General features: G+C 72.9%; 26 protein-coding genes. 13 read left to right on the top strand and 13 right to left on the bottom strand.

What is annotated here, in order from left to right:
• Positions 1-137: 137 nt before the first annotated feature.
• The 3 genes from DLJ49_RS07170 to DLJ49_RS07160 all read right to left on the bottom strand — a co-directional run bounded on the left by DLJ49_RS07170 (position 138) and on the right by DLJ49_RS07160 (position 2,204).
• Positions 138-590 carry a hypothetical protein gene (locus tag DLJ49_RS07170; RefSeq protein WP_115392859.1) on the bottom strand — a complete coding sequence of 151 codons (453 nt, stop codon included), beginning with the start codon at positions 588-590 and terminating at the stop codon, positions 138-140.
• Positions 591-658: 68 nt separating this feature from the next.
• Positions 659-1,072, bottom strand: coding sequence for a DUF4168 domain-containing protein (locus DLJ49_RS07165; RefSeq protein WP_115392858.1), 414 nt, complete (start codon positions 1,070-1,072; stop codon positions 659-661).
• A 526-nt stretch (positions 1,073-1,598) separates the two neighbouring features.
• Positions 1,599-2,204 carry a lytic transglycosylase domain-containing protein gene (locus DLJ49_RS07160; protein WP_115392857.1) on the bottom strand — a complete coding sequence of 202 codons (606 nt, stop codon included), beginning with the start codon at positions 2,202-2,204 and terminating at the stop codon, positions 1,599-1,601.
• A 164-nt stretch (positions 2,205-2,368) separates the two neighbouring features.
• Between DLJ49_RS07160 and ssb the strand changes: the two genes are divergently transcribed.
• Both ssb and DLJ49_RS07150 read left to right on the top strand, forming a co-directional pair.
• Positions 2,369-2,875, top strand: a complete 507-nt coding sequence (gene ssb / locus DLJ49_RS07155) for a single-stranded DNA-binding protein (RefSeq protein ID WP_115392856.1) — start codon at positions 2,369-2,371, stop codon at positions 2,873-2,875.
• A gap of 85 nt (positions 2,876-2,960) precedes the next feature.
• Positions 2,961-4,046, top strand: coding sequence for a site-2 protease family protein (locus DLJ49_RS07150; protein ID WP_115392855.1), 1,086 nt, complete (start codon positions 2,961-2,963; stop codon positions 4,044-4,046).
• A gap of 279 nt (positions 4,047-4,325) precedes the next feature.
• Here DLJ49_RS07150 and DLJ49_RS07145 read toward each other — a convergent pair whose 3' ends face one another.
• The 3 genes from DLJ49_RS07145 to DLJ49_RS07135 all read right to left on the bottom strand — a co-directional run bounded on the left by DLJ49_RS07145 (position 4,326) and on the right by DLJ49_RS07135 (position 7,330).
• On the bottom strand, positions 4,326-5,336 hold the full coding sequence (locus DLJ49_RS07145; protein WP_115392854.1) for an aldo/keto reductase: 1,011 nt from the start codon (positions 5,334-5,336) through the stop codon (positions 4,326-4,328).
• A gap of 260 nt (positions 5,337-5,596) precedes the next feature.
• Positions 5,597-6,727, bottom strand: coding sequence for a 3-dehydroquinate synthase (gene aroB, locus DLJ49_RS07140; protein WP_115392853.1), 1,131 nt, complete (start codon positions 6,725-6,727; stop codon positions 5,597-5,599).
• A 3-nt stretch (positions 6,728-6,730) separates the two neighbouring features.
• The gene (locus DLJ49_RS07135) at positions 6,731-7,330 is read right to left on the bottom strand and encodes a shikimate kinase (protein WP_255566587.1); all 600 of its coding nucleotides are present in this window, start codon (positions 7,328-7,330) and stop codon (positions 6,731-6,733) included.
• Positions 7,331-7,455: 125 nt separating this feature from the next.
• On the opposite strand from DLJ49_RS07135, the gene DLJ49_RS22040 reads away from it, so the two are divergent.
• From DLJ49_RS22040 to DLJ49_RS07110, 6 genes are all read left to right on the top strand, one after another.
• Positions 7,456-7,596: a hypothetical protein gene (locus DLJ49_RS22040; protein WP_199533322.1), complete on the top strand. Its 141-nt coding sequence runs from the start codon at positions 7,456-7,458 to the stop codon at positions 7,594-7,596.
• The gene (locus DLJ49_RS07130; RefSeq protein ID WP_115392851.1) at positions 7,593-9,197 is read left to right on the top strand and encodes a hypothetical protein; all 1,605 of its coding nucleotides are present in this window, start codon (positions 7,593-7,595) and stop codon (positions 9,195-9,197) included. The genes DLJ49_RS22040 and DLJ49_RS07130 overlap by 4 nt, the downstream gene beginning before the upstream one ends.
• A complete protein-coding gene (locus DLJ49_RS07125) occupies positions 9,194-10,201 on the top strand; it encodes a site-specific tyrosine recombinase XerD (protein WP_115392850.1) in 1,008 nt (335 codons plus the stop codon). The genes DLJ49_RS07130 and DLJ49_RS07125 overlap by 4 nt, the downstream gene beginning before the upstream one ends.
• Positions 10,202-10,385: 184 nt before the next feature.
• Entirely contained in the window at positions 10,386-12,803 is a 2,418-nt protein-coding gene (locus tag DLJ49_RS07120; RefSeq protein ID WP_115392849.1) for a ligase-associated DNA damage response DEXH box helicase, read from the top strand.
• 252 nt (positions 12,804-13,055) lie between these two features.
• Positions 13,056-13,778: a ligase-associated DNA damage response endonuclease PdeM gene (gene pdeM, locus DLJ49_RS07115; protein WP_115392994.1), complete on the top strand. Its 723-nt coding sequence runs from the start codon at positions 13,056-13,058 to the stop codon at positions 13,776-13,778.
• Positions 13,775-14,194, top strand: a complete 420-nt coding sequence (locus DLJ49_RS07110; protein WP_115392848.1) for a PaaI family thioesterase — start codon at positions 13,775-13,777, stop codon at positions 14,192-14,194. The genes pdeM and DLJ49_RS07110 overlap by 4 nt, the downstream gene beginning before the upstream one ends.
• Before the next feature lie 399 nt (positions 14,195-14,593).
• Here the strand turns inward: DLJ49_RS07110 and folD are convergent, their stop codons facing one another.
• From folD to DLJ49_RS07095, 3 genes are read right to left on the bottom strand one after another with little or no spacing between them, the layout of a single operon-like run.
• Positions 14,594-15,508 carry a bifunctional methylenetetrahydrofolate dehydrogenase/methenyltetrahydrofolate cyclohydrolase FolD gene (gene folD / locus DLJ49_RS07105; protein WP_115392847.1) on the bottom strand — a complete coding sequence of 305 codons (915 nt, stop codon included), beginning with the start codon at positions 15,506-15,508 and terminating at the stop codon, positions 14,594-14,596.
• Positions 15,505-16,083, bottom strand: coding sequence for an invasion associated locus B family protein (locus DLJ49_RS07100; protein WP_115392846.1), 579 nt, complete (start codon positions 16,081-16,083; stop codon positions 15,505-15,507). Before DLJ49_RS07100 ends, folD begins: the two co-directional genes overlap by 4 nt.
• Positions 16,083-17,756: a formate--tetrahydrofolate ligase gene (locus tag DLJ49_RS07095; RefSeq protein ID WP_115392845.1), complete on the bottom strand. Its 1,674-nt coding sequence runs from the start codon at positions 17,754-17,756 to the stop codon at positions 16,083-16,085. The genes DLJ49_RS07100 and DLJ49_RS07095 overlap by 1 nt, the downstream gene beginning before the upstream one ends.
• 207 nt (positions 17,757-17,963) lie before the next feature.
• On the opposite strand from DLJ49_RS07095, the gene DLJ49_RS07090 reads away from it, so the two are divergent.
• Complete coding sequence (locus tag DLJ49_RS07090; RefSeq protein ID WP_115392844.1) at positions 17,964-19,037, top strand: EF-hand domain-containing protein; 1,074 nt, start codon at positions 17,964-17,966, stop codon at positions 19,035-19,037.
• Positions 19,038-19,105: 68 nt separating this feature from the next.
• Positions 19,106-19,891, top strand: a complete 786-nt coding sequence (locus DLJ49_RS07085) for an EF-hand domain-containing protein (protein WP_115392843.1) — start codon at positions 19,106-19,108, stop codon at positions 19,889-19,891.
• Positions 19,892-20,808: 917 nt separating this feature from the next.
• On the opposite strand, the gene DLJ49_RS07075 is transcribed toward DLJ49_RS07085, so the two are convergent.
• Both DLJ49_RS07075 and DLJ49_RS07070 read right to left on the bottom strand, forming a co-directional pair.
• Positions 20,809-21,246, bottom strand: coding sequence for a hypothetical protein (locus DLJ49_RS07075; protein WP_115392842.1), 438 nt, complete (start codon positions 21,244-21,246; stop codon positions 20,809-20,811).
• A gap of 27 nt (positions 21,247-21,273) precedes the next feature.
• Positions 21,274-22,476, bottom strand: a complete 1,203-nt coding sequence (locus DLJ49_RS07070; protein WP_115392841.1) for a pyridoxal phosphate-dependent aminotransferase — start codon at positions 22,474-22,476, stop codon at positions 21,274-21,276.
• Between the two features lie 139 nt (positions 22,477-22,615).
• Between DLJ49_RS07070 and DLJ49_RS07065 the strand changes: the two genes are divergently transcribed.
• The 3 genes from DLJ49_RS07065 to DLJ49_RS07055 all read left to right on the top strand — a co-directional run bounded on the left by DLJ49_RS07065 (position 22,616) and on the right by DLJ49_RS07055 (position 24,015).
• Entirely contained in the window at positions 22,616-23,047 is a 432-nt protein-coding gene (locus tag DLJ49_RS07065) for a helix-turn-helix domain-containing protein (RefSeq protein ID WP_115392840.1), read from the top strand.
• A complete protein-coding gene (locus tag DLJ49_RS07060) occupies positions 23,044-23,337 on the top strand; it encodes an FAD assembly factor SdhE (RefSeq protein WP_115392839.1) in 294 nt (97 codons plus the stop codon). The genes DLJ49_RS07065 and DLJ49_RS07060 overlap by 4 nt, the downstream gene beginning before the upstream one ends.
• A gap of 180 nt (positions 23,338-23,517) precedes the next feature.
• The gene (locus DLJ49_RS07055) at positions 23,518-24,015 is read left to right on the top strand and encodes a MarR family winged helix-turn-helix transcriptional regulator (protein ID WP_115392838.1); all 498 of its coding nucleotides are present in this window, start codon (positions 23,518-23,520) and stop codon (positions 24,013-24,015) included.
• A 210-nt stretch (positions 24,016-24,225) separates the two neighbouring features.
• Here DLJ49_RS07055 and DLJ49_RS07050 read toward each other — a convergent pair whose 3' ends face one another.
• Positions 24,226-24,930 (bottom strand): DUF1194 domain-containing protein, encoded by a 705-nt coding sequence (locus DLJ49_RS07050; RefSeq protein WP_115392837.1) that lies wholly within the window; start codon positions 24,928-24,930, stop codon positions 24,226-24,228.
• Positions 24,931-24,958: 28 nt separating this feature from the next.
• Positions 24,959-25,393, bottom strand: a complete 435-nt coding sequence (locus DLJ49_RS07045; protein WP_115392836.1) for a VOC family protein — start codon at positions 25,391-25,393, stop codon at positions 24,959-24,961.
• Between the last annotated feature and the right edge of the window lie 49 nt (positions 25,394-25,442).

Genomic DNA, 25,442 nt, shown 5'->3' with positions numbered 1-25,442 from the left:
TGATCCGGCCGGAAGGGCACGACCTCCGAGGCGAGGTCTGCCTGCTCAGGGCCGGCGCCAAGAGCAAGTGAGGGGGTCGATCGCGAGGATGTAAGGGACCGCGACCGATCGGCTGGCCGGGAGCGCAGGCGCGGGGCTCAATCCAGCGTCGCGTCGAACTCGATGAGGGTCTGGCCGTCTTCGGCGACGCGGTTTGCGACGATCTTGGCATTGGCGATGCCGGGGCCGGAGAACTCGATCGACCCCTCGACCAGCTCCTCGCTCTCGCGCTCGATGGCGTAGCCGCTTGTGCGCAGCGCCTCTTCCCAACGTTCCAGCAGCGGTCCCGTCTCCTCGCCGGTCGCGACCGAGAACATCCGCACGGTCGAGCCGATCTCACGATCGGTCACCACCTGGGCGTCGGCGGGAAAATCGAGCTCGGCCGGGATCCAGTCCTGCAAGGCCATCTCTGCCCAGGCGAGCGCCGTCGCGCACAGCACGACGAGCGCGGCCAGGGTGGCATCGCGCGCGGCGCGGGCGACCCCGACAACCGGCAGGCGAACGGAACCAGGGGCGAAGGGCGGGGCGATAGGTGCGGCGAATGTCGTCATCACGTCACCAACATGGACGGATCGCCGCGCGGATCAAGCGCCGCGTCGACGATCCGTGCCGGAAGCGCTCACTCGGCGCCAGACCGCCTGTCAACTTCCGCCTGCAAGCGCAAGGCCAGGCTTTCGTCTGTCTGCGCCGCCTCGGCAATGGTGACGTATTCCTCGACCGTGATGCCGTCGGTGCCTTCGACGGCCGAGATCATCTCCTGCCGCGCCTCGGTCGCGAGATCCTGCCGCGCGGCGTCGGTCTCGGCGGCCTGCATGCGGCCCTGATAGTCTTCCGCGACCGACGAGACGCTGAGCGCGGCGGTCACGAAGCTGTCGAGCAGCGCGTCGGGCACGGCCATGTCGGCGCCGCCCTGCACCCCGCTTTCGGGCGCGGAACCGGTGGCGGAGCCGTCCTGCGCGACGGCAGGGGCGAGGGGCGCCAGCGCGAGCGCGGCGGTGGCGGTCGTGGTGGCGAGGATACGTCCGAAGGTCATGTCGCTCCTTTCGGGTTGCGGAACAGGGCGGCGACGCCGCCCACGCCGACACCTATGCCTCCGGCCCGCGCGTGCAAACCGGCCGGTGACGATCCGTCCCTCCCCGGCGGAGGACCGCCGCGGCCCCGGACGCGGCCCGCCCCCTTGCCGCCGCGCGCCGCGCGGCGTGGCGCGCGCGGTATCCTCCGGCGTTTCCCCTGCGGCCGTGTCCTCGGGGCGGTGCCGCTGCTGCGCATCTGCCGCGCGGGCGTGCCGGCTCACCCGGACCGCGGCCGGCGGCTCCCGCGTGCCGGTGATCCGGCAGGGCGGACAGGTCGGCCGGAGCATCGGGCCGCGGCACGGACGGGCCGCGCGCGGCCAAGACGACGGCGGCAAAGAGGATGACGGGCAGCGGCACGATGCCGGGGCTCGTCTCTCAGGGCACGGCGGTCGTTGTGGCCGGGAAGATCGCGGGTGGGGCGACGAGATCGAGAGACCGGGCCTCGGGCCCGCGGCGCGCGCAGGGGGCAGAATGCCCCCTTCCCCCTCACTCGCCGAGGATCACGCGAACATAGTTGCGCGTCTCGCGGTAGGGCGGGATGCCGCCATGCCTTTCCACCGCTCCCGGCCCGGCATTGTAGGCCGCGAGCGCGAGTCGCCACGTGCCGAAGCGGTCATACATCATCCGCAGATAGCGGGCGCCGCCCTCGAGGTTCTGACGGGGGTCGCGCGGGTCGACGCGCAGCAGCGCGGCCGTGCCCGGCATCAGTTGCGCGAGCCCGATGGCGCCCTTGTGCGAGACGGCGGCCGGGCGCCACGCGCTCTCGGCCTGCACGAGACGCAGGAACAGATCCTCCGGGATGGCGTGCTGGCGGGCGGCGCGGCGGGCCACAGGCAGGAACTCGCCCCGGTAGCTGCCATCGAAGCGCGGGACCGGCTCGGGCGCGATCGAGGTCGGCGCGAGGCGCGCGGCGTTGGCGTATTGCGTGGCCGCACGGGTGTCGAGCAGGCGCGTCTGGCTTGCGAAGAGTTGCGCCCGAGACTTCGACGAGGCGGTCGTGTCCGACAGGACGGGCCCCGGCGCCCCCGAAACCCCGGCCGCCAGGAGACATGCACTTACCGCGCGCGCGAGCGCCACAGGTCTTCCCGCCATGCGCTTCCTCGTTCGTCAACCACACCTACTTCGAGGGATAGCCGAAAGCGGCGCGCTTGGCGAGCATCGCGTGCCGCGACACGGCACGGCGTGGCCTCGGGCGCCGCATCTGCTAACGATGGGCGCGAGAGGCGAGTCGCACCAAGGGGCAAGGAGGCGCAGTCATGGCCGGATCGGTCAACAAGGTCATCATCGTCGGCAATCTCGGCCGCGATCCCGAGGTGCGGACGTTCCAGAACGGCGGCAAGGTCTGCAACCTGCGCGTCGCCACCTCCGAGCAATGGAAGGACCGCAACACCGGCGAGCGCCGCGAGCGGACCGAGTGGCACTCGGTCGCCATCTTTTCCGAGCCGCTGGCCCGCATCGCCGAGCAGTATCTGCGCAAGGGCTCGAAGGTCTATCTCGAGGGTCAGCTCGAGACCCGCAAGTGGCAGGACCAGTCGGGCCAGGATCGCTATTCCACCGAGGTGGTGCTGCGCCCCTACAAGGGCGAGCTGACGCTGCTCGACAGTCGCGGCGGCGAGGGCGGTGGCGGCGGCTACGGCGGCGGTGGCGGCGGCTGGAGCGACGACCGCTCGGGCGGCTACGGCGGCGGCTACGACGACAGGGGCGGCCCGGGCGGCGGCGGCAACGCCCCGGGCGGCGACATGGAAGACGAGATCCCGTTCTGACCCGTCTCAGGGGGCATCCGCGCCCGCTGCGGCAGGCAGCCTCGCACCCCTTGCCCGGGGCCCGCGCGGGGCCAACTGACCGAGCATGACCTGGTCCTTCTCCATCGGCCACCTGTTCGGCTCCGACCTGCGGATCCACGCGACGTTCTTTCTGTTGCTCGCCTGGGTCGGCGCGGCGGCCTACGCGGCGGCCGGCCCCGAGGCCGCCGTCGTCAACGTGGTCTTCGTGCTGGCGCTCTTCGCATGCGTCGTGGCGCACGAGTTCGGCCACGCGCTGACCGCGCGCCGATTCGGCATCGCCACGCCCGACATCACGCTGTTGCCCATCGGCGGCCTCGCCCGGCTCGAGCGGATGCCGGAAGACCCCTGGCAGGAGGTGATCGTCGCCCTCGCCGGGCCGGCGGTGAACGTGGTGATCTGGGCGGTGCTCGTCTTCGTCTTCGGCGCCGCGCCCGACCTCGACGCGCTGGCGAACATCGAGGATCCGGCGGCGGGCTTCTGGGGGCGGCTCGCGGCGGTCAACCTCTTCCTGGTGGTGTTCAACCTCATCCCGGCCTTCCCGATGGACGGCGGCCGGGTCTTCCGGGCGCTGCTGTCGATCCCGCTCGGACGACTGCGCGCCACCCGCGCGGCGGCGCGGGCGGGACAGGCGATGGCCTTCCTCTTCGGCTTTCTCGGGCTCTTCGGCGGCTCGCCCATCCTGCTGCTGATCGCGCTCTTCATCTTCGTCGCCGCCGCCTCGGAGGCGTCTGACGTGCAGCTGCGCGACATGGCGCGCAACGTCGCCGCCCGCGAGGCCATGATCACCGGCTACGAGGCCCTCGCCCCCGACGACCGGATGGGCGCCGCGGCCGCGGCCCTCCTGCGCACCACGCAGCACGAGTTTCCGGTGCTCGGCGAGGGCGGGCGCCTCGTGGGGGTGCTGACGCGCGACGCCATCTTCAAGGCGGTCAACGAAGAGCGGCGCGGCGCGAGCGTGGCCGGCGAGATGGAGACCGAGATTCCCGCCATCGGCCTCGGCGCGCCGCTGACCGAGGCGCTCGACGCGCTCTACGCGCACAATCGGCCGGCGGTGGCCGTGGTCGACCGGCAGGGCGTGTTCCTGGGCTACATCACCCGCGACAACATCGGTGAGCTGATCGCCCTCGGCGGCCGCGACGGGCGGGGCTGAGGGCACGCGCCAGACCCGCGGCGGAGGCGCGCGGCTGTGCGCGACGCGCGCCGCTCCCTCCGCGCCACCCGACGCGGCCGGAGCGCCGTGCGTATTTGAGACAGAAAGAAGCCGGGGCGGTGCGCGCCCGGCGCGGCGCCACGCGGGCGGGCGGCCGATCAGGGCCCCGCGACCGGTCGCATCGATGAAGCGGCGACGTCTCGAGGTGCCGGTCGGGCCTCGCCTGCCCCGGTTGCTTGACCCCGGTTTGCTGACCGCGGGGCCCCGACCGGGCCTCGCTCACCAGCGGTGATGGACGTGCGGCGCGACGTGCTCGAGATAGATGGCGCGCGCCGCCTCCATCGTCTCGGGCGGGAGCGGCGCCAGATCGGCCGCGCCGGCGTTGGCGCGGGCCTGGTCGGGCCGCCGCGCGCCGGGGATGACGACCGACACCGCCTCCTCCATCAAGATCCAGCGCAGCGCCCATTGCGCCATGCTCGCCCCCTCGGGCACGAGCGGCCGCAGCGCCTCGACCGCCTCGAGCCCCGCCTCGAAGGGCACGCCCGCGAAGGTCTCGCCCACGTCGAACGCCTCGCCCGCGCGGTTGAAGGCGCGGTGATCGTCGGCGGCGAAGGTGCTCTGCGCGCTCATCTTGCCGGTCAGCAGCCCGCTCGCCAGCGGCACCCGCACGATCACGGCGACGCCCCGCTCCCTGGCCAGCGGAAACAGCGCCTCGGCCGGCTTCTGCCGGAACAGGTTGTAGATGATCTGGATCGAGGCGAGATTGGGCCGGTCGAGGGCGCGCATCGCCTCCTCCACCGTCTCGACCGAGACCCCCCAGTGGCGGATACGCCCCGCCTCGACGAAGCGGTCGAGCGCGTCGAAGACGCCGGCGTGTTCATAGACCTCGCGCGGCGGGCAGTGGAGTTGCAACAGGTCGAGCGTGTCCATCCCCAGATTGTCGCGCGACCTGTCGATGAAGCCGCCGAGCGCGGCCTCGGTGTAGCCCTCGGCGACGTGCGGATCGAGGCGCCGGCCCGCCTTGGTGGCCACCACGGGCCGCGCGCCGGGCGCGCGGCCGAGATCGCCTCGCTCGGCGAGGACGGCGCGGATCAGCCGTTCCGACCGTCCGTCGCCATAGACGTCGGCGGTATCGAGGAAGGTCACCCCCGAATCGAGCGCGGCGTGCAGCGTGGCGCGCGCATCGTCCTCGGTCACCTCGCCCCATGAGCCGCCGATCGCCCAGGCGCCGAAGCCGATCTCCGACACCTGCCAGCCCGTCCTGCCGAATGTCCGTCGCGGTATGTCCATGTCTGCCTCCCGTCTGTGCCGAGCTGTCCCGACCCGTCGGCTAACACGCCCTGCGGCCGGACGCGACCGAGGGCCGCCGCGTATGGGCCCGCCGCCCGTCTCGGCCCGCCGCCCCGCCCTGCATCGGCCAGACGACGCGGGCGGGCGCACCCGGCGCGCGGCAGGCTCGCGCCCCGGCGCGAGCCGGGCCCAACGGAGCGAGGGGCCGCACGGCCCCAAGCGGAGGCGGGAGCGCCCCCGATCCGGTCTCGCGGGGGCGCTCAGGCCGAGGTGCGGGCGGCACCGAGTTCCTCGGCCAGCAGCGCGCGCACCGCCCCGGCGGGCACGTCGGCCGTGACGAAGGCCTCGCCCAGCCGCCGCAGCAGCACGAAGCGGGCGCGGCCGGCCTCCACCTTCTTGTCCTGCGCCATCAGTGCCATCAGCCCGTCGGCATCAGGCAGCTCGCCCGGAATGTCGGACAGCGCGGCCGGCATCCCCATCGCGCGCAGGTGGGCGGAGAGCCGCGACGGCTCCTCCTGCGGGCAGAGGCCGAGCCGGGCCGAGAGCGCAGCGGCCAGCCCCATGCCCACCGCCACGCCCTCGCCGTGCAGGAGGCGGTCGGAATAGCCGGTCGCGGCCTCGAGCGCGTGGCCGAAGGTATGGCCAAGGTTCAGCAGCGCCCGGTCGCCCTGCTCGGTTTCGTCGCGCACCACGATCTCGGCCTTCATCTCGCAGGAGCGGCGCACGGCATGGGCACGCGCCTCCGGGTCGCCCGCGGCGAGGGCCGGCCCGGTCGCCTCGAGCCAGGCGAAGAACTCCGCGTCGCCCAGCGCACCGTATTTCACCACTTCGGCATAGCCCGCCAGCAGGTCGCGCCGGGGCAGCGTATCGAGCAGGCCCGTGTCGGCCAGCACCAGCGAGGGCTGGTGGAAGGCGCCCACGAGATTCTTGCCGTGGGGCGAGTTGATGCCGGTCTTGCCGCCCACCGACGAATCGACCTGCGCGAGCAGGGTTGTCGGCACCTGCACGAAGCGCACGCCGCGCCGCAGGATGGCAGCGGCGAAGCCCGCAAGGTCGCCGATCACGCCGCCGCCCAGCGCCACCACCACGTCGCGCCGCTCGACGCGTTCCGACAGCAGCCACTCGACGCTCTGCTCGAGCCGGGCCCAGCCCTTGGTCGCCTCGCCGGGCGGCAGCGCGAGCGCCGCGCTCTCGATCCCCTCGGCCGCGAGCGCGGCCTCGAGCGCCGGCAGGTGCAGCGCCGCCACCCGCTCCTCCGTCAGGATCGCCACGCGCGGCCGGGCGAGCAGCGGCGCGATCTCGGCGCCCGCGCGGCCCAGCAGACCCGCGCCGATGCGGATGTCGTAGGCCCGTGCGCCCAGCGGCACGTGGACTGTCTGCGCATCGGCCACGGATCAGCCTCCTTCCAGTACGTCGGGGCGCGTCGCCAGCGCCTTCATCACCCGGTCGACCATGTCGGCCACGCTCGTCTCTGCGTCGGAGCGCACGGCGAGGTCGGCCCGGGCGTAGGACGGGCGCCGCGCCTCGGCAAGCGCCGCGAGCGTCGCGCGGGGATCGTCGGTCTGCAGAAGGGGGCGCGTCTCCTTGCCCCGGACGCGGGCCCACAGCACCTCGATGTCGGCGTCGAGCCAGACGGCCACGCCGCGCGCCGAGATCGTGCGCCGGTTGGCATCCTGCAGCCAGGCGCCCCCGCCGGTGGAGAGCACGCAGGGCGCCCCCGCGAGAAGCCGGGCGATCACCTGCGATTCCTTGCGGCGGAAAAAGGCCTCGCCGTCGCGGGCGAAGATCTCGGAAATCTCCATGCGCGCGGCGGCCTCGATCTCAGCATCGCTGTCGAGGAAGGGCACCGCGAGCCGCCGGGCGAGCGCGGTGCCGACGGCCGTCTTGCCTGCGCCCATCATGCCCACTAGGGCGACCGTCTTGCGGAGTCTGGGGGCCATCGGCTCCTTTCTGCCGGCGCTCTCTCGCCGGTTCGCGGAAACGCGCCCATGAATGACGTGAAAGCTGCCGGGATGCCAGCTATGATCGCGGCGGCAGCGCGCCCGGCAGAGGCGCGGCGCGACCGGCGACAATGGCCCGCGGGGCCGGAAGAACGGACAAGGCAGGCGAGGCAGGCAGGATGTGGGGCAAGCTGTTCAAGCTGCTGTTGGTGCTCATCGTGATCGGGGCGATCGGGCTGGTGGGATTCGCCTATCTGGGCGATCTCGACCCGGTGCTCGAGCGCGTGACCGAACCGGTCGAGCTGGAGCTTTCGGGATGAGCCGCGCGCGCCGGGTCCCGGTCCCGGTCCTGGCCGCGACGCTCGCGCTTGCCCTCGCCGTCGCGCCGGGCGCGGGGCTGGCCCAGTCGCCGCCGCTCTCGTCGATCGACTGGCTGTCCGACAGCCTCGCCGACGACGTGGCCCTGCGCCCCGAGCGGCGCGCGCCCCCGGTGGCGACCGACGGCACCGCCCTCGCCCCGGAGGTGACGGTCGCGCCGCTCGACGCGCCCGCGCCGGACGCGGTGGGCCTCGTCGACCCGGCCGCGGCCGGCCTGCCGCCGGGCCTGTGGGGCGCCTCGAGCACCGACGACATCGCGCGCCGCCTCGCGCGCCTGCCCGACCGGCCCCTGCCGGCGGCGCGCGACGCGCTCAAGCGGCTGCTTCTGGCCCGGCTCGACCCGCCGCGGGGCGGCGGCACGCCGGGCGTGCTGGCGCTCGCGCGGATCGACACGCTGTTGCGCTGGGGGGCGCTCGACGAGGCCGCGGCGCTGATCGAGCGCGCCGGCACCGACCGGCCCGAGCTCTTCCGCCGTGCCTTCGACATCGCGCTGTTGCAGGAGCGCGAAAACGCGGCCTGCGACCGCCTCCGGACCGCGCCGGGCATCGCGCCCTCCATTCCCGCGCGCATCTTCTGCCTCGCGCGGTCAGGCGACTGGGCGGCCGCCGCGCTGACGCTCGAGACGGCCGACGCGCTCGGGCAGGTGAGCGCGGAGGAGGAGGCGCTGCTCGCCCGCTTCCTCGAGCTCGACGACAGCGACGGCCTGCTGCCGCCCCTGCCCGCCCGCGCCACCGTCACGCCGCTCGACTGGCGGATGCTCGAGGCGATCGGCGAGCGACGGTCGACCGCCGGGCTGCCGCTCGCCTTCGCCCATGCCGAATTGCGCCCCACCGCCGGGTGGAAGGCGCGGCTCGAGGCGACCGAGCGGCTGGTGCGCGCGGGCGCCCTGCCCCCCAGCCGACTTTCGGCGACCCATACCGAGCGCGCGCCCGCGGCCTCGGGCGGAGTGTGGGAGCGGGTGGCCACGCTGCAGGCCTTCGAGCAGGCGCTCGAGGCCGGCACGCCCCGCGCCGTGGCACGCGCCCTCCCCGCAGCGTGGCGCGAGATGCAGCGCGCGGGCCTCGGCCCCGCCTTCGCCGCGCTCTACGGGGCACGCATCGCGGCGCTCGACCTCGCCGGCCCCGAGGCGCGGCTCGCCCATCGCATCGCGCTGCTCGGCCCCGACTACGAGGCGGCGGCCCTCTCGGCGCCCGACGGCGCCGACCCGCTCGCCGTGGCGCTCGCCCGCGGCATGCTGCCCGAACGGGGACCCGACGAGATGACCGGCGAGATGACCGCCGTGACCGGCGACGACCCGATCGCCGCCGCCCTCGCCCGGGCCTTCGCCCTCCCCGTGCCCGAGGCACCCGCGCGCCTTGCACGGCTGGCCGAGGACGACCGCCTGGGCGAGGCGCTGATCGAGGCGCTCGCCACCGTGGCCGTCGGCGCGCAGGCCGACCCCGCGGATCTGTCGGGCGCGCTCGCCTTCCTTCGGGCGACCGGGCTCGAGGACACCGCCCGCCGCGCGGCCCTGCAGATCCGTCTCCTGGGGCCCGGACGGTGAGCGACAGCGCGCCCCAAGGCGATCACCGCTGGATCGCGCTGTTCCTCGAGGCGCAGGCGGCCGAGCTGAACGCCGCGCGCAACACGCTTCTGGCCTACGGGCGCGACCTGCGGGCCCTGTCGGACTGGCTCGCCGCGCGGGGCGGCAGCCTGGCGCGCGCCACCCGTGCCGACATCGAGGGCTGGCTGATCGCGGCCGAGGCCGAAGGGCTGGCCCGCGCCACCCGCGCCCGGCGCCTCTCGGCCGCGCGCCAGCTGTTCCGCTTCGCCCATGCCGAGGGCTGGCGGGCCGACGACCCTGCCCAGCGCATCGCCGGCCCCGGCAAGGCGAGGGCGCTGCCCGCGACGCTGAGCCATGCCGAGGTCGACGCCCTGCTCGACGCTGCCGGGCGGCACGGGCGGAGCGCCGCCGACCGCGCCCGCGACACCTGCCTGATGCAGGTGCTCTACGCCACGGGGCTGCGGGTCTCCGAACTCGTCTCGCTGCCCGTGGCGGCGGCCCGGGGGGACCCGGCGATGCTGCTCGTCACTGGCAAGGGCGGGCGCGAGCGGATGGTGCCGCTCTCGCCGCCGGCCCGCGCCGCCACGGCAGGGTGGCTGGCGCAGAGGGACGCCGCCGAGGACGCAGCGCGCGCGCGCGGTCGCCCCGCCTCGCGCTGGCTGTTCCCCTCGCGCGGGTCGGCGGGGCACCTGACCCGGCAGGGCTTCCATGCGCTGGTCAAGGATCTGGCCGTCGCGGCGGGCGTCTCGCCAGCGAAGGTCACGCCACATGCCCTTCGCCATGCCTTCGCCACGCACCTGCTCGAAGGCGGGGCCGACCTGCGCGCGATCCAGACGCTGCTCGGGCACGCCGATATCTCGACGACCGAGATCTACACGCACGTGCTGGAGGAACGCCTGCGCGCGCTGGTCGAGACCCACCACCCGCTCGCCCGCGGCACAGGGCGCCAGGGGGGCCAGCCCCCCGCCGGCCCGTTCCGGGCCGTCTCCCCCCGGGATACTTGAAGCAAGAAGAAAACGGCGGCCGGCGCAACGGGGGCCGGCGCAACCGGAGCCAGCGCGACGGGGCCAGCGCGACGGGAGCACGCACGATCCGGGCAGGACAACTGGCGTGACGTGCGCAACCCGGGCCGGGCACGGCGCGCGCTGCCGCTCTGGCGCGAGCGGCATAAGCGCCTAGATTGCGTGCATGCGCGATTTCGTGCCTGACCGCTTTTCCGACTGGTTCGCCGCGAGGGGCTGGAGCATCCACCCCCACCAGCAGGAGATGCTTGAAAAGGCCGGCGCGCCCGCGCTGCTGCTCGTGGCGCCGACGGGGGGCGGCAAGACGCTCGCCGGCTTCCTGCCGACGCTCGCCGAACTCGCCGATGGCGCGCGCGAGGGGCTGCACACGCTCTACGTCTCGCCGCTCAAGGCGCTCGCCGCGGACATCCGGCGGAACCTGCGCGCCCCGATCGAGGAAATGGGGCTGCCGATCCGCGTGGAAGACCGGACAGGCGACACCGCCGCCACGCAGAAGCGGCGGCAGCGCGCCGACCCGCCGCACATCCTGCTCACCACGCCCGAATCGCTCGCGCTGCTGACAAGCTACGAGGACGCGCCGCGCATCTTCGCCGGGCTCGAGCGGGTGATCGTCGACGAGGTCCACGCGCTGGCCGAAAGCAAGCGGGGCGACCAGCTGATGCTGGCGCTCGCCCGCCTGTCGCGCCTGAGGCCCGGCCTGCGGCGGGTGGGCCTGTCGGCCACGGTGGAAAACCCCGCCGCGATGGGCCGGATCCTGGCGAAGCACCCCGACCCGGTGGAGATCGTGCACGCCGATCCCGGCCCCGCCCCCGACATCTCGATGCTGCAGACGGCCGCCGCGCCGCCCTGGGCCGGGGGCGGCGGGCGCCATGCCATACCCGAGGTGCTGCGCGAGGTCGGCCGGCACCGCACCACGCTGATCTTCCACAACACCCGCGCGCAGGCCGAGATCTTCTTTCACCACCTGTGGCTGGCCAACGACGAGGGGCTGGCGATCGGCATCCACCACGGGAGCCTGTCGCGCGAGAGTCGCGAGAAGGTCGAGGCGGCGATGGTGGCGGGCTCGCTCCGCGCGATCGTCTGCACCGGCTCGCTCGACCTCGGGATCGACTGGGGCGATGTCGATCTCGTGATCCAGGTCGGCGCCCCGAAGAACGTCAAGCGGCTCGTGCAGCGGATCGGGCGGGCGAACCATCGCTACAACGCGCCGTCGAAGGCGTTGCTGGTGCCGGCCAACCGCTTCGAGATCGTCGAGTGCAAGGCGGCGCTCGACGCCGTGCGCGAGGGCACGCTCGACGGCGACGCGCCCGCGCACGGGCCCCGCGACGTGCTGTGCCAGCACATCCTGATCACCGCCTGTGCGGGGCCCTTCGACGCCGATGCGCTCTACGCCGAGGTGACGAGCGCGGGCGCCTATGCCGGTCTGGCGCGCGACGCCTTCGACGCCTGCCTCGACTTCTGTGCCACCGGCGGCTACGCGCTGCGCGCCTACGATCGCTGGCAGCGGCTGGTGAGGCGCCCCGACGGGCTGTGGCAACTGCGCGACCCGCGCGCCGCGCAGACGATCCGCATGAACGTGGGCACGATCCAGGACACCGACACGCTCAAGGTGCGGCTGAAGAACCGCGCGGGCGGCAAGCCGCTCGGCGAAGTCGAGGAAGGGTTCGCCGCGACGCTCACGCCGGGCGACACCTTCCTGATCGGCGGGCGCGTGGTGCGCTACGAGGGCCTGCGCGAGTTGACGGTCGAGGTGACGCGGCGTGCCGACCGGGAGCCGAAGATCGCCACCTTCATGGGCACCAAGTTCGCCACCTCGACCCGCCTGACCGGGCGCATCCTCGACATCCTCGCGCAGGAGACGTGGCCCGACCTGCCCGGACACACCGCCGAGTGGCTCGCCCTGCAACGCCGGGTCAGCCGGATGCCGGGCGCCGACCGTCTGCTGGTCGAGAGCTTTCCCCATGACGGGCGGCAGCACGTCTGCGCCTATGGCTTCGCCGGACGCAACGCGCAGGCGACGCTTGGACTGATCATGACGCAGCAGATGGAGCGGCTGGGCCTCGCGCCGCTCGGCTTCGTCGCCACCGACTATGCCACGCTCGTCTGGGGGCTCGAGGCGCTGCCCGATGCGCGGGCCCTGTTCGCGCCGGCCACGCTGCGCGAGGGGTTCGAGCGATGGCTGGCCGGCAACGCGGTGATGAAGCGCACGTTCAAGGCCTCGGCCGTGATCGCGGGGCTGATCGAGCGCAACACGCCGCGGGCGGGCGGGCGCAAGTCGGGGCGGCAGCAGACGTTTTCCTCCGACATCCTCTACGACACGCTGCTGAAATACGACCCCGATCACCTGCTGATGCAGATCACCCGCGAGGAGGCGTTGCGCGGCCTCGTCGATTTCGGCCGCATCGAGGAGATGCTGGCGCGCGTCGAGGGGCGCATCGACCACGTGGCGCTCGACCGTGTCACCCCGCTCGCCGCTCCCCTTTTCCTCGAACCGGGCCGGGTGCCGGTCGAGGGCGAGGGACGCGAGCGCATGGTGGCCGAGGCGGCCGAGCGCCTGATGGAGGCGGCGGGCCTGCCGCGATGACGTGGCACCGGACGAGGACGCGCGCCGTGCGTATTTCGGACAGAAAGAAGCCGGCAGCGGCAGTAACCGCCCACCGAAGCCACCGAAGGAGGATTGCGACCGCTGCCGCCCGCGTCCGCTCGCCGGTGCCCGACGCATCCTGGCGGCTTCTTTCTGTTTAAAATACGCATGGCGCCCCGTCTCCCGCGGCGGTCCCGGCAAAAGCTGCGCATGCCCCTTGCCTTCGGCGCCCGGCCGGGGCACGAACGAAGCATGAACGGCGCAGGGGTATCTCTGGAGATCGCGGGCGCGGCGCTCACGCTCCTGCCGGGGCGGGCGCTCTGGTGGGCGGCGGAGCGTCTGCTGGTTGCAAGCGACCTTCACCTCGGCAAATCCGAGCGGATCGCCCGGCGCGGCGGTGCCCTGGTGCCCCCCTACGAAAGCGCCGACACGCTTGGCCGCCTCGCCGCGCTCGTGCGCGCGCACGCGCCCGCGCATGTCGTGTGCCTTGGCGATTCCTTCGACGATCTGCGCGCGGCCGAGGCGCTTGGCCCGGCCGACCGGGACGAGCTCGCCGGACTGATGGCCGGCCGGCGCTGGACATGGGTGCAGGGCAACCACGACCCCGGTCCGACGGCTCTCGGGGGCACCTGCGCGCCCGAGCTGCGCCTCGGCGGCATCGCCCTGCGCCACGCGGCCGAGCCGGGCGAGGCGGGGCCCGAGATCTCGGGGCACTATCACCCCAAGGCGGGGCCGCACGGCGTGCGGCGGCCGGCCTTCGTCACCGACGGGCGGCGGCTGATCCTGCCCGCCTTCGGCACCTACACGGGCGGGCTCGACGCGGCCGACCCGGCCATCGCGCGGCTGATGGGTCCGGGCGCGCGGGCGATCCTGACGGGGCCGACGCAGGCGGCGCTGCCGCTCTCCGCCTGCCGCCGCACGGCGGGCGGCCCGCCGCGCCGCGCGGTCCGGGGCGCGGCGAGGGGCCCGGCATGAGCGGCTTCGCCCCCCGGTTCGACGGCTACGCGGCCAAGGTGCGGGCGAGCTTCGCCCGGCAGGCGCTGATGGCCACCTTCGGCGCCGGGATGCGCGAGGTGGCGCCGGGCCGCTGCGTGATCGCGGCACCGGTGACGGGGGCGGTCACGCAACAGCACGGGGTCGCCCATGCCGGGCTGACCTTCGCCCTGGGCGACAGCGCGGCGGGCTACGCGGCGCTGACCCTCATGGACGAGGCGGCCGAGGTGCTCACGGTCGAGATGAAGATCAACCTGCTCGCCCCCGCCACCGGGGCGGAGCTGGTCGCCACCGGAGAGGTCGTCCGCGCGGGGCGCCGCCTGATCGTCGTGCGCGCCGAGGTGACGGCCGAGAGCGGTGCGGTCGCGCTGCTTCAGGGCACCATGATCCCCGTCTGACGCGCGCGCACCCCGAAGAAGCGGGCCGAAGCAGGGCGCGCCTTCTATGGTGCGCCGCGCAGGCGAGTGGGGCCCGCGATGGCACGGTGACGCCTCATCTCCCGCAGCCGTGCCGGAGCGCGACCGCCCCCTGCGGCCGGGGCGCTCTCTTCCCGGCCCGAGAGCCCGCGGCTCCCGGCTCCGGGTTCCTGGCTCCGGGTTCCTGGGTCCGGGTTCCTGGCTCCAGGTTCCTGCCTCCTGCACAGTCGGGATCGGCCCTCCCCTTCGGAGCGCGACGCCGACCGGTCCCACCCGCGCTCACCCGCACCCGCGTCAGCGGGTGCCGGGCCCAACGGAGCGAGGCGCGGCAGCGCCGAGCGGAGGCGGGAGCGCCCCCGTCCGCCCCCGTCCGGGCCGATCTCAAGCCGTCAGCCCCTCCGGCTCGGGCAGGCCGGCGGCGCGGCAGGCTGCCGTAACGGTATTGGCCAGAAGGCAGGCGATGGTCATCGGGCCGACCCCGCCGGGAACGGGCGTGATCGCCCCGGCCACCTGCGCGGCGCTGTCGAAGTCGACGTCGCCCACCAGCCGCGCCTTGCCGCCGCCCTCGGGCTCCACCCGGTTGATGCCGACGTCGATCACCGTCGCGCCGGGCTTCACCCACTCGCCGGGCACCATCGCGGGCCGGCCCACCGCCGCCACGAGGATGTCGGCGCGCCGGCACACCTCGCCCAGGTCGCGCGTGCGGGAATGGGCCACCGTCACCGTGCACGACTCGCGCAGCAGAAGCTGCGCCATCGGCTTGCCGACGATGTTCGAGCGGCCGACCACGACCGCCTCCTTCCCTGCCAGATCGCCCAGATGGTCGCGCAGCAGCATCAGGCACCCCAGGGGCGTGCACGGCACCATCGCCTTCTGCCCCGTCGCCAGCAGCCCCACGTTGGAGATGTGGAAGCCGTCGACGTCCTTTGCGGGGTCGATCGCGTTGATCACCAGATCGGCGTTCAGATGCGCCGGCAGGGGCAGCTGCACGAGGATGCCATGCACCGCCTGATCGGCGTTGAGCCGGCCGATCAGGTCGAGCAGTTCCTGCTCCTGCGTGTCCTCGGTCAGCCGGTATTCGAACGAGGCCATGCCGGCCTCCTTCGTCTGGCGGTTCTTGTTGCGCACGTAGACCTGGCTCGCCGGGTCCTCGCCCACGAGCACCACGGCCAGGCCCGGCGTGATCCCGTAGGTATCGCGCAGGCGGGCGACATGCTCGGCGACGCGCGCCCGCAGGGTTGCGGCGATCGCCTTGCCGTCGATCAGCTTCGAGCCCGTTTCGATGTCGCTGGTCATTCCCCGTTCTCCGTCGCTCTGGCCTCGATCGCGTCGAGGGCCGCCGTCAGGCCGCGCAGGGAGAAAACCGTCTGGTCCCCGCCCCGCGGCCCGCCTCCTCCACCATGGGAGGCCGTCAGTCGCAAGCCGGCCCGCATCCGCGCCACCAGGTCGCCCATGACGTCCGGATCGGCGATCGTCAGCGTTTCCATCACGTTGGGCGCACCCGGCTCGCCCGGGGCCCAGTCCTCGGCCGAGAGTGGCAGGACATGACCGTCGATCGCGAGAATCACCGGATCGCGCCCCTCCTCCGGCATCCCGCGCATGTAGAGCGTCAGGACGTGCCCCCCCGATTCCCGGGGATACACGGCGAGACGCGCAGGGCCGACCCGCGTCTCGTCGCCCTCGAGCAGGATCTGCACGGCGCGGCAGGGTCCCCGTCCCTCCTCGGTGCAGACGGCGAGCCAGTCGCCGAAATAAGCGCGCATCTCGCCGAAGGGATGCAGGAACCACGCGCCGTCGGAGGCCGGTGCCGGCGACGCGAGGCCGAGGGCGAGCGCGCCGGCCAGACATCCGGCCCGGCGGGCGCGCCGCATCAGAACAGCCCCTCGATCTGCCCCGCAACGTTCATCCGGATCGCCTCGGCCGAGGGCACCTTGGGCAGGCCCGGCATGGTCATGATCTCGCCGCAGATCGCCACGACGAAGCCCGCGCCGGCCGACAGCCGCACCTCGCGAACGGGGATGTCGAAGCCTGTGGGCGCGCCGCGCCGGTTGGGATCGGTCGTGAACGAATACTGCGTCTTGGCCATGCAGATCGGCAGGTGCCCCCAGCCCTGGTCTTCCCATGTCTTGAGCTGTTTTTTCACCGATTCCGCGGCCGAGGCGCCGTCGGCGCGGTAGATGCGGGTTGCGATGGTCTCGATCTTCTCCCACAGGCCCATCTCCGCCGGGTAGATCGGGGCGAAGGTCGAGGGCGTGTCGGCCAGTTCGACCACCTTGTGCGCGAGCGGCTCGATCCCGGCAGAGCCCTGCGCCCAGTGCCGGCTGACGACCGCCTCGGCGCCCTGCGCGGTGCAGTAGTCCTGCACCGCGGCGATCTCGGCCTCGGTGTCACCCGCGAAATGGTTGATCGAGACGACCACGGGCACGCCGAAGCCCTTCACGTTCTCGATGTGGCGCCCGAGATTGGCGCAGCCCGCGCGCACGGCCTCCACGTTCTCGGCACCGAGGTCGGCCTTGGCCACGCCGCCGTTCATCTTCATCGCGCGCACCGTGGCGACCACGACCACGGCCGCGGGCGCGAGGCCGGCCATGCGGCACTTGATGTCCATGAACTTCTCGGCCCCCAGATCGGCGCCGAAGCCCGCCTCGGTCACCACGTAATCGGCCAGCTTCAGCGCCGTCTTCGTGGCGATGACCGAGTTGCAGCCATGGGCGATGTTGGCGAACGGCCCGCCATGCACGAAGGCAGGGTTGTTCTCGAGCGTCTGCACGAGGTTGGGCTGCATCGCGTCCTTCAGCAGCACCGTCATCGCCCCGTCGGCCTTGAGATCGCGTGCGGTGACCGGCTGGCGGTCGCGCGTATAGCCTACGATGATCCGCCCCAGACGCTCCTGCAGGTCGGCGAGGTCGGCGGCGAGGCACAGGCAGGCCATCACCTCGGACGCCACCGTGATGTCGAAACCCGCCTGCCGGGGGAAGCCGTTGGCCACGCCGCCCAGCGAGGTCACGATGTCGCGCAGCGCGCGGTCGTTCATGTCCATCACGCGCCGCCAGGTCACGCGGCGGATGTCGATGTCGAGCGGATTGCCCCAGTAGATCGAGTTGTCGATCATCGCCGACAGCAGGTTGTGCGCGCTGGTGATCGCGTGGAAGTCGCCGGTGAAGTGGAGGTTCATGTCCTCCATCGGCACGACCTGCGCGTAGCCGCCCCCTGCGGCGCCGCCCTTCATCCCGAAGCAGGGCCCGAGGCTGGCCTCGCGGATGCAGATCGCCGCGTTCTTCCCGATGCGGTTGAGCCCGTCGCCGAGGCCCACCGTCGTCGTCGTCTTGCCCTCGCCCGCGGGCGTGGGGTTGATCGCGGTCACGAGGACCAGCTTGCCGTCGGCCCGCCCCGCAAGCCCGTCGATGAAGCTCTGGCTCACCTTGGCCTTGTCGTGGCCGTAGGGCAGCAGGTCGCCCTCGGGGATGCCCAGCTTCGCCCCGATCTCCTGGATGGGTCGCTTCTGCGCCTCGCGGGCGATCTCGATGTCAGACTTGAAACTCATGGGGGCTGTCCCTGCTTGGCGGTGCGTTCTCGGCCGATCCTCTAGCGGGTGGCGCTCGGCGCCACGGGCGTGTTTCCGACGCATCCCGTGTCCACCGCGGCATACGGCGAAATCGGGCCGAATGGAACACGCCGCCCCGCCCCCTGTTCGCCCCGCCAGACGGGACGTGCGGACAGGGGCACGGCACAGCAACCGAAGGAGGAGATCATGGCGCATCGCCACATCGCCCTGCTCGCGCTCGGCACCGCGCTCGCGGCCCCCGGCCCCACGCTCGCCCAGCAAGGCGGCGAAGACGACATCACCCCCTGCCAGGGTGGCTTCTATCTCGCCGATGAAGACCGCGACGGCACGATCACGGCAGAGGAACTGGAAGAGGCCGCACTGGCCGATTTCGCCCGCTTCGACACCGACGGGTCGGGCGACGTGACGCAAGCCGAATACGAGGCCTGCGCCAATGCCGGCGCCGGCGTCGTCGGCGTGCCCGCGCAGCGGATCAAGTCGAACCTGCCGGAATACGACGCCAATGGCGACGGCCAGCTCAGCCAGCAGGAATTCATGAACGCGGCCGGCGACGCCTACGATCAGGCCCGCATCGAGGCCAACCTCGATACCGGCGAGTCCGCGACCCTGCCGGACGCCGCCGGCGCGCCCGGACCGGACGGCAGCGAAGCCACCAGCGGCGACGCCTCGACCGATGGCGGCACGAGGGACGGCACCGAGACCGCCGCGGCGGGCGACGGCTCGGCTGGCGATGGCTCGACGGGCGACGATGCGACGGGCGACGATGCGACGGGCGACCAGATCCAGACCGGCGTGGCGCAGGGCGGCGACGCCTCCGCAACCGGCAGCGACGAAAGCCCGACCGTCGCAGGTGACGGCAGTGCCCAGGGCGAGGAGGCGCCCGTGGTGGTGCTCCGCCGCTTCCTGTTCATCCCCGAGGCGCAGGCCGACCGCGACCCGACGCTGATGCCCCGCGAAGAGGCGACGCAGCGCGCGCTGCAGATGTTCGGTGCCCTCGACCGCGACCGCAGCGGCCGGCTCGACCCGGTGGAATGGGCGCAGAGCCGCGCCGTCAGACAAGACCTGTCGGACCTGCTCACCACCCGCTTCAACCGCGACGACATCGACGCCTCGGGCACGCTGACCCCACAGGAATACGTCGAGGGCGAGCGGCGCCGCTGGCAGGAGGCCGCGGAGGCGCTGGAGCAGGCCGGCGGGCAGGACGCCGGGGGCGATGTCGGGCCACCGGTCGTCTACTACCGCTACCCGCACGTGATGTGACCGACCGTGCGCCGCCCGCCCCTGGGCGGCGCACCCGATCCCCGACATTCGATCACGAGGAGAAGCAGATGAGTCTCCATACCGCCCCCACCCTCCGCACCGCCGCCACCGGCCTCGCGCTGGCCGCGCTCGCCAGCGCGCCCGCCCCGGCGCAGGATCAGTCGGGCGCGACCGACCCCTGCGAAAGCGGTTTCGTCGACGTCGATCTGAACGACGACGGCACCGTGACCGAAGACGAGGTGCAGCGGGCCGCCCAAGCGGCCTTCGCCGCCTACGACGCCGACGCCTCGGGCGACGTCTCCCCCGCCGAATACGCGGCCTGCCGCAACGCCCTCGCCGGCGAGCCCTCGCGCGCCACCGACCGCAGCGAGACCAATTTCCCGCAGGCCGATGCCGATGGCGACGGCTGGATCGACCGGGTGGAGTTCCTCTTCGGTGCCGCCGGGGCGCGCAGCGCCGCCGACAGCATGTCGCGGGGGGCGGCGCTGAACGAGCTGGAAATGTTCGTCTACGTGCCGGCCGCAGACACCGACACCGACGTTCTGGGCATGGGGCCGCAAGAGGTCGCCGCGCGCGCCGCGATGACATTCGATGCACTCGATGCCGATGCCGACGACCGCCTCTCGGCCGAGGAGTGGGCCGACGCGGAGGCGCTGAAGAACGATCTCTCCGAGGTGCTCAACATGGAGTTCGAGCAGGCCGACGCCGATTCCTCGGGCACGCTCGACGCCGACGAGTTCGCCAGCTTCCACCAGTGGAAGCGCCAGCAAGCCGAGGCCCGGGCCAGGGAAGCCGGCGCCGACACGTCCGCCGGTGCACCGGTGGTCTACTACCGCTACGACGAGCCGATGTAGAGCAGCGCGCCCTGCGGGGCGGGGTGTCCGCGCCCCGGCCAGTTCCGGCCCGCTGCAGACGCCCCGGCCCAGGCGGGCGGGCGCGGCCGTCCGTGCCGCCGGCGACCGCGCCGCGCCACGCTCGCTGGCCCGGCACGTGCAGCCCGGGCCTGTTGCCCACGGCCAGCGCACCCTCGCGCTCCACCCAGGCAGTCACGCCGCACCTGCCCTCCGCCGCCCGCCCGGCGCGTGCGATGGCGTCGTCGTGCACGCGAGCGGGCGGGCGGGCGGGAAACCGGCAGGGCTGGTTGAGCATGTCGACCACCAGCGTCACGCCCGAGGCCCCCTGCAGCCGTGAACACGGCGGCGGACGGGTGAAATCCTCGATCCGCGTCACGACAAGGGTCGCGCCGAGCCGCGCCGGGTCCAGCCGGGGCGATCCCGGGCAGGCCGAGCGCGGCGGCGATCCGCGACACCTCCTTCGCCGAAGCGATCCAAAGCTGCCGCAAGTTGCGGATCGTGGGGCCCGTCGGGTGCTGCGAGGTCACACGCGAGCACGCGGCCCGCGTCGCCCCCGCATGGACCGAGCCCGCAACCCTCCAAGGTCAGATCCCGTCCGTCGACCGCGCGGGCCTACCGCTCCCGGCGATCGTCGCTCTCGACAATGCCGAGCCACGCGACGCGCGCCGCCAACTCGGCCGGGATCAAGGCCGGCCTGGCAGGGCTCCGTCGAACCCGCCCCTTCATCCCGGCGCATCGCCCGATCCGCAAGCCCGTCGCGCACGTGAGCACCGCGCGGCCCGGACGCTGGCGGCGCAGCGCAGGCAGGCCTGCCCCATCATCTTGGCCGAAATACTCCGGGGGGAGGCGCCGCAGGCGACGGGGGGCAGCGCCCCCCTTTTGCGGCCACGGGGGCCCCGCTCCGGGGCGGGGCGCCCTCACGCCTCGTCGTCGGGCTCGTCCGCTCGGTGCCCCGCAGCCCGCGCGGCCTCGATCCGCTCGGCCTTGCGGCGCAGGAGTACGCCGCGCAGATCGTGCATGGCCAGCATCAGCGCGTCGGTTATCTCGTCCAGCTCGGCCGGCGACGCCTTCGACTGCGCCCAGTGCGCCACGCGCCCAATCCGCTCCACGCAGTCGCGCGCGTCCTCCAGGCCCCGTGCCGCGAGCTCCGCGCGCCGCTCGGCGAGCCAGGCCCCGATGGCCGCCGCATCTTCCGGCGCGAGCGGCCCGCCCTGCGGCTTCACCTCGCCGCTGCGCGCGTTGACGACCGCGATCTGGCGCAGCCCCAGCCGGCCGTCCCGCGTCGCTGTCTCGACGCGGAACACCGCCGCGCCATTCTCGCGCGTGCGGAAATAGAGGCGCGGAAGCTCGTCCATCGCGTGTCGCCGCGTGCCGACCGGGGCTCAGGTCAGCCCGGCGCAGAAATCCCGGATGCGGGTGCACGCCTCGCGCAGCGCCTCGTCCGAGGTGGCGTAGCTCACCCGGAAGCAGGGCGAGAGGCCGAAGGCCGCCCCGAACACGACCGCCACGCCCTTCTCCTCCAGCAGCGCGGTGGCGAAGTCCTCGTCGGTCTCGATCCGCGCGCCGCCGGCGCTGGTCTTGCCCATGCAGCCGCCGATCGTGGGATAGACGTAGAACGCCCCCTCGGGCACCGGGCATGTCACGCCCTCGGCCGCGTTCAGCATCTCGACCACCATGTCGCGGCGGCGCTTGAAGATCGCGTTGTTGGCGGGGATGAAATCCTGCGGGCCCGACAGCGCCTCGACCGCCGCCCATTGCGAGATCGAGCAGGGGTTGGAGGTGCTCTGGGACTGGATCTTGCGCATCGCCCCGATCAGCTCCTTCGGGCCGCCCGCGTAACCGATCCGCCAGCCTGTCATGGCATAGGCTTTCGAGACCCCGTTCACAGTCAGCGTCCGGTCGTAAAGGCCCGGCTCCACCTGCGCGGGCGTGCAGAACTCGAAATCGTCGTAGACGAGGTGCTCGTACATGTCGTCGGACATCACGTGCACATGCGGGTGGCGCATCAGCACGTCGGTCAGCGCGCGCAGCTCGCTCGCCGAATAGCCCGCGCCGGTGGGGTTCGACGGCGAGTTGAAGATGAACCACTTTGTCTTCGGCGTGATCGCGGCCTCCAGCTGGTCGGCCGTCAGCTTGTAGCCGGTCTGGCTCGAGGTCTCGGCCACCACCGGCGCGCCGCCCGCGAGCAGCACCATGTCGGGGTAGCTCACCCAGTAGGGCGCGGGAATGATCACCTCGTCGCCGGGGTTCAGCGTGGCCATCAGCGCGTTGTAGAGCACCTGCTTGCCGCCCGTCCCCACGGAGATCTGCGCCGGCTCGTAGGCGAGGCCGTTGTCGCGCTCGAACTTGTCGCAGATCGCCCGCTTCAGCTCGGGGATGCCGTCGACCGGAGTGTATTTCGTCTTGCCGGCGTCGATCGCGGCCTTGGCGGCGGCCTTCACCCCCTCGGGCGTGTCGAAATCCGGCTCGCCCGCGCCGAGGCCGATCACGTCGCGCCCCGCGGCCTTCAGCTCGGCGGCCTTCGTCGTGACGGCGATCGTGGGCGACGGTTTCACCCGGTCGAGCGTCGCGGAAAGGAAAGTCATGGCCGCCTCCGGTTGTATTGACCTGTCCGGACCCTTAGGCTGGCGCCCGAACCCGTTCAAGCCATATCCCCCGGACAGGGTCCCGCCCCCGGCCCCGCGCGCGCCGGCAAGGCGCGTGACCGCGCGAGGAGCAGAGCCCATGGACACCGCCCACGACACGACCGCCGATGCCATCGTCGACAACTGGTACGGCGCCGAGACGGCCACCTTCGGCGACCGCGTGGCCGGTGCCCGCGAGGCGCTCGGCATCGGCCAGCCGGAGCTCGCCCGCCGGCTCGGCGTCAAGGTAAAGACCCTCCGCGACTGGGAGAACGACCTCGCCGAGCCCCGCGCCAACAAGCTGCAGATGCTCGCAGGCCTGCTCGGCGTCTCGATCATGTGGCTGCTCACCGGCGAGGGCGAGGGGGTCGACCCGCCCCAGGCGGACGCGTCCGGCACCCCCGAGCAGATCCGCGACCTGCTGATCGAGCTGCGCGCGGTGCAGACGGAGATGGATCGCGGCGCCGACCGGCTGGCGCGCATCGAGAAACGTCTGCGCCAGATGCTGAAGGAAACGGGGCGCGAGGCATGAGCGCCAGGGCGGGCGGCGGGGCTGCGGCGGCGACCGAGAGCGCCGACGCCCGCCTGCGGCGTCTGCGGATGCGCAGCTGGCGGCGCGGCATCAAGGAGATGGACCTCATCCTCGGCCGCTTCGCCGATGCCGCGCTCGCGGGTCTCTCGGGCGACGAGCTGGCGCTCTACGACGCCCTGCTCGAGGAAAACGACCAGGACCTTTACGACTGGGTGTCCGGACGCGCCACGCCACCCTTCGCCTACCTGCCGCTGGTGGCGCGCATCGCCGCCCATGCCGGCGCGCGTTGAGGGCACGTGCCGACGGGGCGCCGGGCCCCGCCCGTGCCCGCCGATCCTCGCCGCCGCGGCGCCCCCAGGAAACACGGCCCAACTTACCGCAATTTCCCGGTTTTTCCTGCGCGTATTAACCGGGCATTCGCATCCGTCCGCCTAGGGTCCACCTCGCTTGAGGAGCCTCGGAGGATCTCGATGAGCATACACGACCCGGTCGTGCCTGGGCAGCGCAGCGCGTTTCTCGCGGGCTATCTCGAAACGCTCGCGCTGGTGGAGCGCCTGCACCGCCTGCTGCTCGACGTCATCAAGGACGAGTTCGAGCGGGTCGGCGTGCTCGAGATCAACGCCGTGCAGGCGCTCCTGCTGTTCAACATCGGCGACAACGAGGTGACGGCGGGCGAGCTCAAGACGCGGGGCTATTACCAGGGCTCGAACGTCAGCTACAACCTCAAGAAGCTGGTGGACATGGGCTACATGCACCACCAGCGCTGCGAGGTCGACCGTCGCTCGGTTCGCGTGCGCCTGACCGAGAAGGGCCGCGGGATCCGCGACATCGTGTCGGAGCTGTTCGACCGGCATGCCCGCGGCCTGATCGAGCGCGAGATCATCGACATGCAGGGGATGGAGGACATCACGACCGCGCTCCGCCGGGTGGAGCGCTACTGGTCCGACCAGATCCGCTACATCTACTGAGCCGCCCGGCCGCCCGCGCTCCCCGCGGGACAGAGCGCACCCGGCGCCACGGGCGCCAAATGCCTTGAGGAAGGCATTTGAAAATCCCTTTCTGCAAGGGATTTGCCCCCGGCCCCCGGCGTTGCGCCTCGCCTGCCGCCGGCACCGTCCATGCCGCGCCCCATGCGCTGCGCCGCCCGTCCCGCCATGCTCCCATCGCCGGCACCGGCATCACTCCAGCGCGCTCATCGCCGCCGGCGCGAGCTCGCGCACCAGCTTGCGCGTCATCGCCCGTTCGTAATCGGCAAAGCCCAGCGCCACCTCGACGAACGCCCCGGGCCCCCGGATCACGCTGGTCTCGAAGTACCGCGCAAGCTCGCCGATCTCGACGGCGCGCAGGTCGCCCGGTCTCCGCCCGTCATTGCCGATCACCAGCGCGTTCACGGTCACGCCAAGCAGCCCGGGATCGCCGTCGAGCATGTCGGGGTCGGGGCCGTCGTTGTTCTTTCCGTCTCCCGAGACGTCCAGCACCTGCCGCAGGCACCCCGGCGCCCGCCCGAGCAGGGCGCCGCCCGCGAGCATGGCCTGGCCGAGCGCGGTCGAGTCCGACATCCGCTCGCGCCCGGTCGAGACCAGGCGGGCGGTGATACCGGCGAGCACGTCAGGCCCCGTCACCAGTGTCCAGTCGAGCAGCAGGCGCTGGTCCTCCCATCCCGACCATTCATACACCGCCACCGCCACCGGCCCGCCGCCCGAGAACAGCGCAGCCTGCACGGCGGGCGCGTTGAGCGCCGCGGCGAGACCATCGAGCTGAAGCCGGTATTCCCCCGAATCGACCGAGGCCGACACGTCGAGCGCGAGCGCCAGCGCGACCCGGCAGGCCGCAGCCGGCGAGGCTGCCGCCGCCAGCCCCGCGGCGAGCGCGAGCGCGCGCATCACCGCTCCAATCCCGGCCGCGCGCGCCTCACCAGTGACCGGTGTTGCCCATGCTCGCCCAGGGCTCCTGCGGGGGCTTCGGATCGCCCATCTGCAGCAATTCCACGGAGACGTTGTCGGGCGAGCGGACGAAGGCCATGTAGCCGTCGCGCGGCGGGCGATTGATCGTCACGCCCGCCTCCATCAGTTCGTGGCACTTGGCGTAGACGTCCTCCACCCGGTAGGCCAGATGGCCGAAATGCCGCGAGTCCGAGGGCAGGCCCTCGTCGCCGTCCCAGTTGTAGGTGAGCTCGAGGTCGTGGGTGCCATCCTCCTGGCCCTCGGGACAAAGGAAGACGAGGGTGAAACGGCCGCTCTCGTTCTCGCTGCGCCGCCGCTCCTTCAGCCCGAGCAGCTTGTAGAACGCCAGCGACGCCTCGAGGTCCTTCACCCGGACCATCGTGTGCAGATATTCCATCTTCATGGGCGGCCTCCTTGCTGTCGCACGGCGCGGTGCTGCGCCTCGCACCCGC

Origin of the sequence: Rhodovulum sp. 12E13 (genome assembly GCF_003340565.1) — a bacterium.
In the GTDB taxonomy this organism is placed as follows: domain Bacteria; phylum Pseudomonadota; class Alphaproteobacteria; order Rhodobacterales; family Rhodobacteraceae; genus HLUCCA09.
Note: the sequence above shows the minus strand (reverse complement) of the source record. Positions and strands in the feature narration are given on the sequence as shown.